Source organism: Methanobrevibacter sp. (assembly GCF_045541095.1).
Lineage (GTDB): Archaea > Methanobacteriota > Methanobacteria > Methanobacteriales > Methanobacteriaceae > Methanocatella.
Map to the genome: position 1 here is coordinate 1 of NZ_JAZQIJ010000244.1, position 12,152 is coordinate 12,152.

Below are 12,152 nucleotides of genomic sequence, written 5' to 3' on the forward strand. Positions count from 1 at the left end.
AAAATATGATGACAAATAAATAAATTGAAATCCCGCCTGCCGGACTTGAACCAGCAACATTTGGATCTACAGTCCAACGCTCTGCCAAATTGAGCTAAGTCGGGTAGATACAAAGTGGGACCACCCGGATTTGAACCGGAGTCTCAGGCTCCCAAAGCCCAAAGGATCGACCAAGCTACCCTACGGACCCACACACAATAAGTATGTAGATTGCATACTAATAATAATATAATCATTATAGTATATAAAGATTACTATAATTTACATTTATCCGCATAAATCCTATTTTCTCAAAAAGAATTATGAGCCCCGGACGGGATTTGAACCCGCGACCACGAGATTACAAGTCTCGCGCTCTACCATCTGAGCCACCGAGGCAAATATGCTAATATTATAGAACAATATAAATTATGTTACATGTTCTTTAAATACTTTTCTATAAAAGTATAAAATTACTATGAAAATTTAAATACAATAAAATTATAATTAATAATCATGATAAATAATGATAAAATTACAACTCAAATAGAAAAATCATTAGCAGAAATAAAACAAAAAAACCCACTCACACACTGCATAACAAATTCAGTGACAATCAACGACTGTGCAAATGCAGTTCTTGCAATTGGAGGATCACCATTCATGGCAGAAGATGCAGAAGAGCTTGAAGAAGTTGTAAGCATAGCAGATGCATTAGTAATAAATATTGGTAAGTTAAGCAAAGAGCAAATAAACTCAATGCAAGTCAGTGCAAAAGCTGCAAACAATACAAATACACCAATAGTACTGGATCCGGTAGGAGTTGGAGTAACAGAACTCAGAAACAAAACCACCCTTGACTTAATAGAAAATTATGACATGGCCGCAATTCGCGGAAATATAAGTGAAATAAAGGCGATAGCAAAACTTGTCGGAGTCATTGACGAAAACAATACCGCAAAAGGTGTTGACGTAAACATTGACGATATGATTACAGAAGAAAACCTACAGGCAAATGGAGATTTAATAAAAGAGCTTGCATCCAAACTAAATACCACCATCCTTGCAAGCGGTCCGATAGACATTTTAAGCGACGGCGAAACAACAATTGCAATTGACAACGGAGACGACATGATGCCGTTGATTACAGGAAGCGGATGTATGTTATCAGCAATTGTAGGAAGCGGAGTTGGAGCATCAGATCCTCTCAATGGAACCCTAGTTGCAATTTTAGCAATGAACATAGCCGGTGAAAAGGCAAGAGCAAAAGTAGAAGAAAAAGACGAAGGAACAGGTTCATTTAGAGCATACTTAATTGATTATCTTTATAAGACCACATATGAAAGTTTAATCAATGAATCAAACATTAAGATATTATGAACAAAATAGACTTATCACTTTATCTTGTCACAGACAACAGTGACGATGAAGAAAAATTTTTAAATACTATAGAAGAAGGAATAAAAGGCGGAGTTACTGTCGTTCAGATTAGGGAAAAAACAGCAGATACTCTTGACTTTTATAATTTGGCACTGAAAGTTAAGGAAATTACATCAAAATACAATGTTCCGTTAATAATCAATGACCGCGTGGATGTTGCACTTGCAATTGATGCCGACGGAGTGCATGTGGGCCAATCAGACATGCCTTGCGACGTTACAAGAAAGCTCATAGGTAAAGACAAGATTTTAGGCATTTCCGCAGCTACAATCGAAGAGGCACAAAAAGCCCAAAAAGACGGAGCAGATTATTTGGGAACCGGAGCAGTATTTCCAACACAAACCAAGGATGATGCACCAAAAGTAACCAAAGAAGAGTTAACAGAAATAGTCGAATCTGTTGACATTCCTATAGTTGCAATCGGCGGAATAACCCTTGAAAATGCACATGAACTAAAAGACACTGGAATTGCAGGACTATCTGTAGTTAGTGCCATAATGAGTTCCGACAATCCTAAAAAATCATCAGAAGAGCTATTAAACATATTTAATAGCTAATCCTATTTTTTAACAAAAAATGAAAATTATAAATAGCCTTAAAAAAAAAGATTAAAAAAAAATAGATTAAATAGTAAAAATATTATTTTTTACTATCTTTTAATGCCTCTACAGCCGCAAGCTTTTTACCTGCAAGCATACTGATACAGGCTCCACCACCACTGCTCAAGTGACTCATGTGCTCTTCCAGACCAAGTCCGGCAGTAGCAGCAGCAATGTGACCTCCACCAATAAGTGAAAATCCATCTGAACTTGCCATTGCATTGATTAAGTCTTCTGTACCCATTGCAAATTTAGGATCTTCAAATACTCCTGCTGGACCGTTTGCAAAAATGTATTTGGCATCCCTTATTTCTTTTGCATAGTAATTAATGGTTTTAACACCAATGTCAAAAATGGCCTCATTTGGAATTTCCCTGAAGTCAATGTCAACTCTTTCACCGTCAATTTCACATGCAACATCAATAGGATACTTTACCTTATCTCCAAATCTGTCTATCAAATCCTTGGCCTTTGCAACCATACCTTCATATCCTCTGCTTGCAATAAAATCCCTGTTAACCTGACCAATATCAACATCAGCAGCCCATAAAACAATATTACCTACAATACCTGTTGTCAAAACAGAATCTGCTGTACCATTGCTCAATACATTTTCCATAACATCAATGGAATCATCAGGTTTCATTCCGCCCAACAGGAATACGCAAGGATGTTCAACATTGTCCAGAGCATTCTGAATGACTGTCAGTTCCTCTTCCATAACCCTTCCTGCTGCGGAGGGAGTGTTTACAGTAAAACCGACCAAAGATGCCTGAGACCTGTGGGCCGCAGCAAATGCATCATTTACAAAGTAATCAACCAAAGGAGTCAAATGTCTTACGAGCAAGGTTTTTGACTGCTCTAAAGGACTTCTTGAAAGGGTTTCTTCTGAAAAGAATCTCGCATTTTCAAGCAATAATATATCATGGGGTTTTAAATTACGGATTGCTTCTTTTGCAGAGCTTGAAAAGAGAGAATCAACATATTTTACCCTTAAATTTAAAATATCTGCCAATGCCTCTGCATGTTGGGATAATGTTGTGAAATCCTTTTTACCTGGACGGCTTTGGTGTGCAAGAATAACTACCTTTGCACCTTTATTGGACAATTCCTTGATTGTCTTTGCGTGTAATTTCAATCTTGTATCGTCCAGAATAATCCCAGAGCCCGGGTCTACTGGAGCGTTGATATCCACTCTCACCAGTACCGTTTTGTTTTCAATGTCAAAATCATCAATTGTATTAAAATCTGCCATTTTCTCACTCGTAAACAATTATAATTTACTTACCAAATCAAGTAAAGCATCTTTAGGACTTTCCGCCTTAATAATTCCTGATGCGAGTAAAACTCCATCAGCACCCAAATCCATAGCCGCTTTCATATCATCACCAGTAGTGATTCCGGCACCGCATAAAACCTTAATGTCTTTATTGATAGCTTTTACCTCATTGACTGTGTCCTCCACAACTTCCGGTTGTGCCTGGGATACCGGAATTCCGGTACCAATAAGTTCAGGAGGTTCTACAGCAACTGCAGTAGGTGCAAGTGTTGCAACTGCCTTTGAAGTTTCGATATTGTTTGTGCAAACACAGGATTCTATACCATTGTCCTTGCATAATTTTACGACTTCATCAATGTCTGCCAATTTCATCCTCTGTTCTGAATGGTTGATTAAAGAACCGCTTACACCAGCTTCTATTAAAGTGCTTATCAAATTGGAACCTGTGTGTCCTCCAGGGGAAATCGGATCGATATGCTGAGCAAAAATCGGGAGTGAAGCTTCTTGACTTATCCTGTAAATGTCTGCCGCCTGAGGAGCCGCAACCATAGTAATTCCAGATTCATTAGCAGCACTTTCCAAATCATTTGCAAGTTTTAAAGCGTTTATACCACTTGATTCCAAATATGTTTTATAATTCAATATCACAATTGGTGTGTCCATAATAATCCCACAATAAGTTTATTACTATAATATTTGAAAACCATTATTAAATAAATTTATGATTAACAATTCTATTTTGTGCCAATTCGACATACTCTTCACTGATGTCATATGCAACATAATTTCGTTTATTTTGAATAGCTGCGATGCATGTTGTTCCGCTTCCGCAGAACGGGTCTAAAATGACATCCCCCTCATAACTGTAGAGATTTATCAGCCTGTGAGGCAGTTCCAATGGAAACGGTGCAGGGTGGCCAATCTTTTTGGCATTTACTGCAGGGAATGTCCATACGCTTTGTGTCCATTTGATAAAATCTTCCTTTTGAATTGTATCCCTTTTGGGTTGGGATTTGCTTTTGGAGTAAGATTCCTTTGAAAAAACAAGTATGTATTCGTGATAGTCTCTCAAAACAGGATTTGATGCAGACATCCAGCTTCCCCATGCGCATGACCCTCCGGCACTGGCGGACTTATCCCAGATTATTTCACCCCTCATCAGAAATCCCAAATCCAGCATGATTTCAATCACCATCGCATGAAGAGGAATGTATGGTTTTCGACCGATGTTTGCTATATTGATGCATGCCCGTCCACCGGTTACCAGCTTTTTGTAGGTTTCGCGAAAAACCGAACTCAGCAAATCAAGATACTCATCCAACGTCAAATCGTTGTCGTAGTCCTTGCCGACATTATACGGGGGAGAAGTAATCATCAGATGAACACTTTCATCAGGTATCTCATCCATATTTTCGCTTGACTTGCAGTATATCCTATTCAAATCGGATTCGGGAATATTGTTCTGGCGAAACTCAATGGTATCCGGAATTTTAAAGTTTTCATATAGTTTTGATGAATAAAATTTTTTTGAACTGTGTGATTCCCTTAAAACGGAACCAAATGAAGCTGTTTGCGTTTTTCTTGCCAATTTAAGACCTCTTTAGAAGATTGATAAATTTCAATCCCTTTTCTTCATAAGTTTTTTCCTGATTGGCCATCTCGATAAGTTTTCCCAAGCTTTTTGGACTTTGCATGCCTGAAAAGAAATTCAAATCCTGGCTGAACAGACGATTGAGGTGAACTTTAAGCTCATCCGTATTGTCAAATCTTATAAATCCCCCTTTTGGAGTTGTCTTTCTGGTATTTCCATGATTTAGAGGAAAAGGATTCAATGACCAGAATCCCTGAATCAGACCTGCATGCTTAAGGTAGTCCGCCTTTTTGGAAAATCCATTTGACAGAGGAGCATTCCCCACAACGATTATGGGAATCTTAGTGGATTTTAGATTTGAAACTCTTATATCAATGCATTTACCGATAGCCTTCAGAATGGAGTCAGAACGTGTGAAACTTGGCTTTCCCTGATGAGTTCTGAAATCTCCCACTTCCCTGACAGTACCCTTCGCAGGGTCATACTGCCAGTTCCACACGAGTGACATCTTTACTTCACATATTAGTTTTACCTGTGAAGCCTTTAAAATTTTCTTATTTTCCGTGGCGATTACGATATCTGCAGGGGACTTTGAAGTGATTCCGACCGAAGGAATTCTTGCCTGCTGAACGACCGAGAGATTTTCATCCTCAATCAGATTTCTGAGTAGATCACTGACCCACTTTTCCGTGAAATTGCCAATAAGCGAATTTCTGGCCTGAAGTGTTGATTTTTTGCCAATATACCTTTTGGGCCAATAGGTCAGATATCTGCCGTCATCGGTTTTATAGAAAAGCTGCTCGGGTGAAGCGAAACTTTTCGAGTTGCTAAAAAATAATTTTTCCTGATGTTTATTCCATAATCTCATAATAAAAATTATTATAATTAAACATATAAATAGATTTGATAAAAAAATTATAATATTGTTCAATATATATAATTTTTACTTCACCTTGTAAAAATGTATATATTAGCAAATCTAAAAATAAACTTGATTTTATGTCATTCAATGAAAGCCAAATAGAAAAACTGGAAAAAAGCGGATACAGATTCGTTGGAACACACGGTCATGCAGCCGTTAAAGTCTGTCACTGGACACGTCAGAGCATAACAGACAAGGGAGTATGCTATAAGGAAAAATTCTACGGAATCAAATCACACAGATGTCTCCAGATGTCACCGGCAGTGCCAAACTGCCAGCAGGAATGTGAATTCTGCTGGAGAGACCTGACATACACCCAAACCACCTGGGAAGACGAGGAATACGACGAACCTAAAGTAATCATCGACGAAGCTATAAAAGCCCAGAACAATCTACTATGCGGATTTTTCGGAAATGACAAAGCAAACAAAAAGAAACTGGAGGAACTCAAAAAGCCAACCAACGCTGCAATTTCCCTTGCAGGAGAACCGACACTTTATCCGAAGATTGATGAACTGATTGGGGAATTCAACCGCCGTGACTTTACAACATTTGTAGTGAGCAATGGCCAATGCGTTGACAGACTGAGAAATCTCCAAAACGATCCTTACCAACTGTACCTTTCCTTGGATGCGCCTAACGAGAAAATATTCAAAGAGATATGTCGACCCAGAATAAGCGATGCTTGGTCAAATTTAAATGAATCTCTTGAAACATTATCCAGTTTCAACTCCCGCACATGTATACGAAATACTTGTGTTCGTGGAAAAAATATGGAAAAACCTGAAGAATATGCAAAGTTAATCGAAAAGGCAGACCCTGATTATGTGGAAGTGAAAGCGTACATGTGTGTCGGGTCATCACGTGAGCGCCTAACCCTCGATGAGATGCCTTCTTTTGATGAAGTCTGTGACTTTGCAACAAAAATTGGTGAAAACTGCGGCAGAGAAATAGTTAACGAATCCGAAATTAGCCGCGTAGTTTTACTGCAATAACTAATTTTATTATTAAAAATAGGTTTTAAAGTCATCATTATGCAAATGCATTAATGACAACTTGATTCTTTGAAGCAAAACGCTATATAGTGAAGTTTATTTACTTCTGTTATTGTGCTTTGCTTATAGCTTTATTTTCCTGCTGCCTTGAGTTCTTCACAAAGGTCAACAGCCTTTTTAGCAGCCTTTTCCATAGAAGTTTCATATGGAATTCCTGCTTCTTCAAGAATTCTTTGACCTTCTTCCTCATTGGTTCCGGTCAGCCTGATTACAATGTATATTTCACGGTCAGCCTGTTCCAAAGCTTTGACAACACCGCGTGCAACATCATCAGCTTTAGTGATACCTCCCAAAACATTCAGGAATACCACTTTAACAGGATCATAGTTCAATACAATGTTTAAAGCCTGATTGATAATGTGTTCAGAAGCTCCACCACCGATATCCAGGAATGTTGCAGGTTCACCGCCATTGAGTTTGATCATGTCCATAGCAGTCAAGGTCAATCCTGCACCGTTACCGATAACTGCAATATCACCGTCCAGCTGTACAAAGTCGACTGCTTTCTTTTTATAATGGAGCCTGTCAACTAAATCCTGATGTCTGAACAGGGAATCATTTTCAACAACCATTTTGGCATCAGCTGCAATCAGTCCGTTTTTGGTTAATACCAACGGGTTGATTTCAGCGGTATCCGCATCATACTTTGTAAATACGTTGTACAGTTTCCAGATAATGTCACCCATTGGGGAAATCAGTTCTGACGGCACTTCCATCTTACGTGCAATTTCACGTGCTTCGTAAGGTAAAAATTCAAGCAAAGGATTTGGATAATATTTGATAATCTTTTCAGGGTTGGTTTTTGCGAGGTTTTCGATTTCGATTCCACCCTCTTTACTTGCTAAAATTACAGGTCTTCTAGCACCTCTGTCTACTGATACGGTAACGAAGAATTCGTTTAGGATTTCAGCTTTTTCTTCGATTAAAAGGTGTTTTACTTTTTCACCTTTAATTTCCATACCTAGAATTTGATCAGCGACATTTAAAGCTTCACCAGGATTATTTGCAAATTTGACACCACCGGCTTTACCTCTTCCTCCTGTTAAAACCTGTGCCTTAATAACCACTGGAACCTCCATTTCAGAAGAGATTGTCATTGCCTCTTCAGGAGAGTAGGCAACATGCCCTTCCAGAATTGGAATACCTTCATCATTAAAAATTTGTTTTGCTACATTTTCAAAAAATCTCATTTTAACACCTATTATGCTAAAGCATATCCTGCTTCAAAAGCCTTGATGTTTTTCTCTTCTGTTCCTTTAGGGACACTGTCTTCAATAGCTTTCATTGCAGCTTCTTTTGATATGACTTCAGTGATTTTTGTAATAGCTCCAACCATAACAATATTAGCTACGATTTTTAATCCGATTTCATCAGTAGCAGTTTGTGTTGCAGGAGCTTCATAAACTTTAATATTATGTTCATCTATGAACTCTTGTACATCCCCGACATCGGTTGTGCCGGGATCAACTATCAAAATGCCCTCATCCTTCAAGTCAACTATGTATTTTATCAGAGCCTCATTTGACATTGCAACCAGAATATCCGGGCTTTGGACTTTAGGATATTCGACTTTGCCGTCACTTATAACGACTTCACACTTGGAAGCTCCTCCACGAGCTTCAGGGCCGTAAGATTGAGTTTGAACCGCTTCTTTACCGTCAAAAAGGCTAGCAGATTTACCTAAAATAATACCTGCAAGAATGATTCCTTGACCTCCGAATCCGCAAATTCTAATTTCAGTCCTCATTTTCTCACCTATAACTCTGTTTCATATGCGGAATTGATAAGAGTTTTCTTACCGAATTTTTCCACACTTATTTTATCAAGATTTTCTGTGAATTCATCTCTTTGAGTATTGGCAAATTCACCAACTACAATTTTACCTTCAAGTTCTCTTGCACTCATTCTGTCCGCAGCTGATTTAAAAACTGTATTTGCCTTCATTACTGCAGCCATTGCGGTAGGAGTTTTGAGTTTGTTTTTACGTCCGAAATAAGTTGGACATTGAGTTGCAACCTCAATAAATGAAAATCCTGGATTTTTCAAACCATCCTTAATGGCCAGAACAAGGTTTTCCATTTGGACTGTGGTCCATCTTGCAGAGTAGGTTGCACCTGCTGCGGCAACAAGTTCCGCCAGTTTGAATGGAGTGTCGAGATTACCGTACGGAGCGGTTGTTCCAAAACTGCCTTTTGGAGATGTAGGACTTATCTGACCACCGGTCATTCCATAAATGTTATTATTGATACAGATTACAGTCAAGTTAATATTTCTTCTTGCTGCATGAATTAAATGGTTACCACCAATGGAAGCCGCATCACCGTCACCTGTGAAAACCACTACATCCAAATCTTTATTGGCGGTTTTAAGTCCTGTTGCAAAACTTAATGCTCTTCCGTGAGTGGTGTGAAGGGAATCACATTTCAGATAACCCGGAATTCTTGAGGAACATCCGATTCCTGAAACCATTGCAATGTTTTCAAAGTCCATGTCCGCCTTTTCCATGGCGACAAGAAATGCATTGATGATTGCACCGTTTCCGCATCCCGGACAGAAAATGTGAGGCAACCTGTCTTCTCTTAAATAAGGGAGAAATCTATTTTCTTTATGTTCTGACATTTAGTTTCCTCCTATTTGGTCAATTCTTTCTAAAATTTCATCAGGAGTTGGCAATAATCCTCCGATAACGCCCATCAGGTGAACACTTGAATTTCTTTTACATACACGGTCAACTTCATAATACATTTGACCCAAATTCAATTCAACGACCAGAACGTCCTTTGCATTTTTGGTCAATTCCTGAATCTGTTCCTCTGGGAAAGGCCATGGAGTGTCAATTTTGATATAACCAACTTTTTTGCCATTTTCTCTTGCTTTTGTGACTGCTTCTGCAACAGACCTTACTGGAGAACCGTAAGAAACGATAATTGTATCTGCATCTTCACAATTTTCAGATTGGACTGAGCAGATTTTATCCCTGTTGTTTAAAATTTTGTCACAAATTCTTTGTACGAGTTTATCATGAGTTTCAGGAGTGTTAGTATCCGGATAACCTCTTTCATCGTGAGTCAGTCCAGTTACATGTATTTTAAATCCGTCACCAAATGCAGGCATTGGATTTGTTCCGTTCTCCACATTTTTGAACGGCAGGAAATCATCAGTTGCTTCCGGCCTTTTTCTTGGAACTATTTCAATGTCATCATCAATGACTATCTTTTCTCTCATGTGTCCTATTACTTCATCAGCCATTACAAAAACAGGACATCTGTATTCTTCAGCCAGATTAAACGCTTTTACTGTGAAATCAAAGAATTCCTGTACACTTGATGGAGATAATGCTATAGGTTCATAATCCCCATGTGAACCCCAACGGGCCTGCATCATGTCTCCTTGTGCACCCATAGTCGGTTGAGCAGTTGAAGGAGAACCTCTCTGAACGTCAACAATAACGATTGGAGTTTCACTGATAAATGCATATCCGATATTTTCCTGCATCAGGGAAATACCCGGACCTGATGTTGCAGTCATTGATTTGGCTCCTCCCCAAGAACCACCAATAATTGCACCGGCAGAAGCGATTTCATCTTCCATCTGGACAAATGAACCTCCAACTTTCGGCAACTCACGAGCTAAGGTTTCAGCAACTTCAGTGGAAGGAGTGATTGGATAACCTGCAAAAAACCTGCAACCTGCAGCTATAGCTCCTTTAGCGCATGCTTCATTTCCTTGAATAAACAATTCTTCAACCATCTTAACACCTACTTTTTCCCCTTTGTGAACATAGGATTAAAATTCACATCTTCATTCATCCACCAGTTTTCAGGCAAATCCACAGTTATGGCCTGATCTGGACATGCAACTTCACAAGTACCGCATTTAGTGCACCTTTCTTCAAACTTGACAAAAGGCAGCTGTACACCTTTTTTATTTACATCCGGAGAAATTGCGTATACATTCTTATAACACATGAATAAGCAAAGATGACATCCTTTGCACAAATCTTCATCAATAATAATCAATTTCAAATCTCCTAATAATTCTATGATAAATTAATCTAGAATGTGTAATATTTATGTTAATAAACATTTAAATATCTTATGAAAAAATGGAGAATTCAAAAATTTTTAAATAAATTAAAAAAAAATATTACATTATGAAGGCATTAACTACACCTATTAGTGATGATGACATATCCGGCTTAAATGTGGGAGACCAGATTTCCATATCCGGAACCATATATACCGGGCGTGACGCTGCTCTTCCTCAGCTTGTTGACAGGATATCTAAAAAAGAAGTCCCATTTGATTTGAATGGAAGCGTGATAATGCACACTGCAGTCAGTGATGCAGGAATTGCACCGACAACAAGCAGCAAAGTGGAAATTGAATCTGCAATAGGTCCGTTAAGCGAAAACGGAGTGAAAATTCACATTGGCAAAGGAATGTTAAGCGAAAAGACATGCGAGGAACTGATGAAAAACAATTCCATTTTCGTGATAACACCTCCGGTTGCGGCACTGCTGACAAGCAAAGTCCTGGAAAAGAAATGTGTCCTGTTTGAAAAGGAAGGAATGGAAGCGATGTTTGAGCTTAAGGTAAAAGACATTCCGGGAATTGTTGCTGTGCACGGCGGAAAAACAATCACACCGCCTTCACAAAACGAGACAGATAATGAAACCCTCAGGCTGTACTCCTACATATCAACATCACAGTATCGAGTTAATGTTATGGGAAGCCTCAAAGACGAGTTTAAAATTCCTAAAGAAATTAGCCAGGAGACAGGAATTCATCCGCACCATATTTCAAAAGTCTTAAAAGAGCTTAAAGAAAAGAAAGTTATCGAATGCCTGAATGAGGAAAACCGAAAAGGCAGAATATACCAGATGACTCCTCTTGGAAAAAAAGTAATGAAATACCTTGATTGAACCTCTCCGGCTTGTAGAAGCCTGAGATTCTTAGGCCATGCATATAATATTTTTATTTATGTCACAAGAGTTCAGTAATTTGTTTAGGAACTTTGTAGGGAATATATGCATGAAATCTACTAAGCTAAGCACCGGCGAACCTACGGCGCGCAAACCCTCTACAAGAATATTAATTGCTGCATTCAAATCCCTGGAAAGGAGGCTGTGGCAATGTGGACATTTCCATTCTCGTTCTTCACGACCTAAGCCATGGTTTATTTCACCGCATATACAGCATTTTTTACTTGAAGGAAACCATCTATCGATTTGTACAAATTCACGACCATACCATTTTGCTTTGTATTTTATCATTTCAATGAGTTT

Annotated in this window: 13 protein-coding genes, 3 tRNA genes and 1 pseudogene; 4 read left to right on the forward strand and 13 right to left on the reverse strand. The window is 38.6% G+C overall.

What is annotated here, in order from left to right; genetic code table 11:
• Positions 1-30 precede the first annotated feature (30 nt).
• The 3 genes from ACKI2P_RS10630 to ACKI2P_RS10640 all read right to left on the reverse strand — a co-directional run bounded on the left by ACKI2P_RS10630 (position 31) and on the right by ACKI2P_RS10640 (position 378).
• Positions 31-104: transfer RNA gene (locus tag ACKI2P_RS10630), tRNA-Tyr, on the reverse strand.
• Between the two features lie 11 nt (positions 105-115).
• Positions 116-190, reverse strand: a tRNA-Pro gene (locus tag ACKI2P_RS10635).
• A gap of 115 nt (positions 191-305) precedes the next feature.
• A tRNA-Thr gene (locus tag ACKI2P_RS10640) sits at positions 306-378 on the reverse strand.
• A gap of 117 nt (positions 379-495) precedes the next feature.
• On the opposite strand from ACKI2P_RS10640, the gene thiM reads away from it, so the two are divergent.
• Positions 496-1,359 (forward strand): hydroxyethylthiazole kinase, encoded by an 864-nt coding sequence (thiM, locus tag ACKI2P_RS10645; RefSeq protein ID WP_407377444.1) that lies wholly within the window; start codon positions 496-498, stop codon positions 1,357-1,359.
• Complete coding sequence (gene thiE, locus ACKI2P_RS10650) at positions 1,356-1,976, forward strand: thiamine phosphate synthase (protein ID WP_407377446.1); 621 nt, start codon at positions 1,356-1,358, stop codon at positions 1,974-1,976. Before thiM ends, thiE begins: the two co-directional genes overlap by 4 nt.
• Positions 1,977-2,058: 82 nt before the next feature.
• Here the strand turns inward: thiE and ACKI2P_RS10655 are convergent, their stop codons facing one another.
• The 4 genes from ACKI2P_RS10655 to ACKI2P_RS10670 are packed head-to-tail and all read right to left on the reverse strand — an operon-like array spanning position 2,059 to position 5,756.
• The gene (locus ACKI2P_RS10655; protein WP_407377447.1) at positions 2,059-3,273 is read right to left on the reverse strand and encodes a phosphoglycerate kinase; all 1,215 of its coding nucleotides are present in this window, start codon (positions 3,271-3,273) and stop codon (positions 2,059-2,061) included.
• 18 nt (positions 3,274-3,291) lie between these two features.
• The gene (tpiA, locus tag ACKI2P_RS10660; protein ID WP_407377448.1) at positions 3,292-3,960 is read right to left on the reverse strand and encodes a triose-phosphate isomerase; all 669 of its coding nucleotides are present in this window, start codon (positions 3,958-3,960) and stop codon (positions 3,292-3,294) included.
• 46 nt (positions 3,961-4,006) lie between these two features.
• Positions 4,007-4,885 (reverse strand): DNA-methyltransferase, encoded by an 879-nt coding sequence (locus ACKI2P_RS10665; RefSeq protein WP_407377449.1) that lies wholly within the window; start codon positions 4,883-4,885, stop codon positions 4,007-4,009.
• 1 nt (position 4,886) lies between these two features.
• On the reverse strand, positions 4,887-5,756 hold the full coding sequence (locus ACKI2P_RS10670) for a hypothetical protein (RefSeq protein ID WP_407377451.1): 870 nt from the start codon (positions 5,754-5,756) through the stop codon (positions 4,887-4,889).
• Between the two features lie 131 nt (positions 5,757-5,887).
• On the opposite strand from ACKI2P_RS10670, the gene twy1 reads away from it, so the two are divergent.
• Positions 5,888-6,805, forward strand: a complete 918-nt coding sequence (gene twy1 / locus ACKI2P_RS10675) for a 4-demethylwyosine synthase TYW1 (RefSeq protein ID WP_407377453.1) — start codon at positions 5,888-5,890, stop codon at positions 6,803-6,805.
• A 131-nt stretch (positions 6,806-6,936) separates the two neighbouring features.
• Here twy1 and sucC read toward each other — a convergent pair whose 3' ends face one another.
• The 5 genes from sucC to ACKI2P_RS10700 are packed head-to-tail and all read right to left on the reverse strand — an operon-like array spanning position 6,937 to position 10,884.
• On the reverse strand, positions 6,937-8,055 hold the full coding sequence (gene sucC, locus ACKI2P_RS10680) for an ADP-forming succinate--CoA ligase subunit beta (RefSeq protein ID WP_407377454.1): 1,119 nt from the start codon (positions 8,053-8,055) through the stop codon (positions 6,937-6,939).
• An 11-nt stretch (positions 8,056-8,066) separates the two neighbouring features.
• Positions 8,067-8,612, reverse strand: coding sequence for a 2-oxoacid:ferredoxin oxidoreductase subunit gamma (locus ACKI2P_RS10685; protein ID WP_407377456.1), 546 nt, complete (start codon positions 8,610-8,612; stop codon positions 8,067-8,069).
• Between the two features lie 8 nt (positions 8,613-8,620).
• On the reverse strand, positions 8,621-9,484 hold the full coding sequence (locus ACKI2P_RS10690; RefSeq protein WP_407377458.1) for a 2-oxoacid:ferredoxin oxidoreductase subunit beta: 864 nt from the start codon (positions 9,482-9,484) through the stop codon (positions 8,621-8,623).
• A complete protein-coding gene (locus ACKI2P_RS10695) occupies positions 9,485-10,615 on the reverse strand; it encodes a 2-oxoacid:acceptor oxidoreductase subunit alpha (protein WP_407377460.1) in 1,131 nt (376 codons plus the stop codon).
• Between the two features lie 8 nt (positions 10,616-10,623).
• Positions 10,624-10,884: a ferredoxin family protein gene (locus ACKI2P_RS10700; protein ID WP_407377461.1), complete on the reverse strand. Its 261-nt coding sequence runs from the start codon at positions 10,882-10,884 to the stop codon at positions 10,624-10,626.
• 134 nt (positions 10,885-11,018) lie between these two features.
• Here ACKI2P_RS10700 and ACKI2P_RS10705 point away from each other — a divergent pair.
• Positions 11,019-11,507 (forward strand): annotated as a pseudogene (locus ACKI2P_RS10705) (fumarate hydratase C-terminal domain-containing protein); the annotation flags it as partial.
• 312 nt (positions 11,508-11,819) lie between these two features.
• Here the strand turns inward: ACKI2P_RS10705 and ACKI2P_RS10710 are convergent.
• On the reverse strand, positions 11,820-12,152 hold a 333-nt coding region (locus tag ACKI2P_RS10710), incomplete at its 5' end, for a zinc ribbon domain-containing protein (protein WP_407377462.1).

What these genes read in the sequence shown, in the direction of transcription:
- thiM (WP_407377444.1), top strand. Translation starts at nt 496, where the DNA reads ATGATAAATAATGATAAAATTACAACTCAAATAGAAAAATCATTAGCA.
- thiE (WP_407377446.1), top strand. Translation starts at nt 1,356, where the DNA reads ATGAACAAAATAGACTTATCACTTTATCTTGTCACAGACAACAGTGAC.
- ACKI2P_RS10655 (WP_407377447.1), bottom strand. Translation starts at nt 3,273, where the DNA reads ATGGCAGATTTTAATACAATTGATGATTTTGACATTGAAAACAAAACG.
- tpiA (WP_407377448.1), bottom strand. Translation starts at nt 3,960, where the DNA reads ATGGACACACCAATTGTGATATTGAATTATAAAACATATTTGGAATCA.
- ACKI2P_RS10670 (WP_407377451.1), bottom strand. Translation starts at nt 5,756, where the DNA reads ATGAGATTATGGAATAAACATCAGGAAAAATTATTTTTTAGCAACTCG.
- twy1 (WP_407377453.1), top strand. Translation starts at nt 5,888, where the DNA reads ATGTCATTCAATGAAAGCCAAATAGAAAAACTGGAAAAAAGCGGATAC.
- sucC (WP_407377454.1), bottom strand. Translation starts at nt 8,055, where the DNA reads ATGAGATTTTTTGAAAATGTAGCAAAACAAATTTTTAATGATGAAGGT.
- ACKI2P_RS10685 (WP_407377456.1), bottom strand. Translation starts at nt 8,612, where the DNA reads ATGAGGACTGAAATTAGAATTTGCGGATTCGGAGGTCAAGGAATCATT.
- ACKI2P_RS10690 (WP_407377458.1), bottom strand. Translation starts at nt 9,484, where the DNA reads ATGTCAGAACATAAAGAAAATAGATTTCTCCCTTATTTAAGAGAAGAC.
- ACKI2P_RS10695 (WP_407377460.1), bottom strand. Translation starts at nt 10,615, where the DNA reads ATGGTTGAAGAATTGTTTATTCAAGGAAATGAAGCATGCGCTAAAGGA.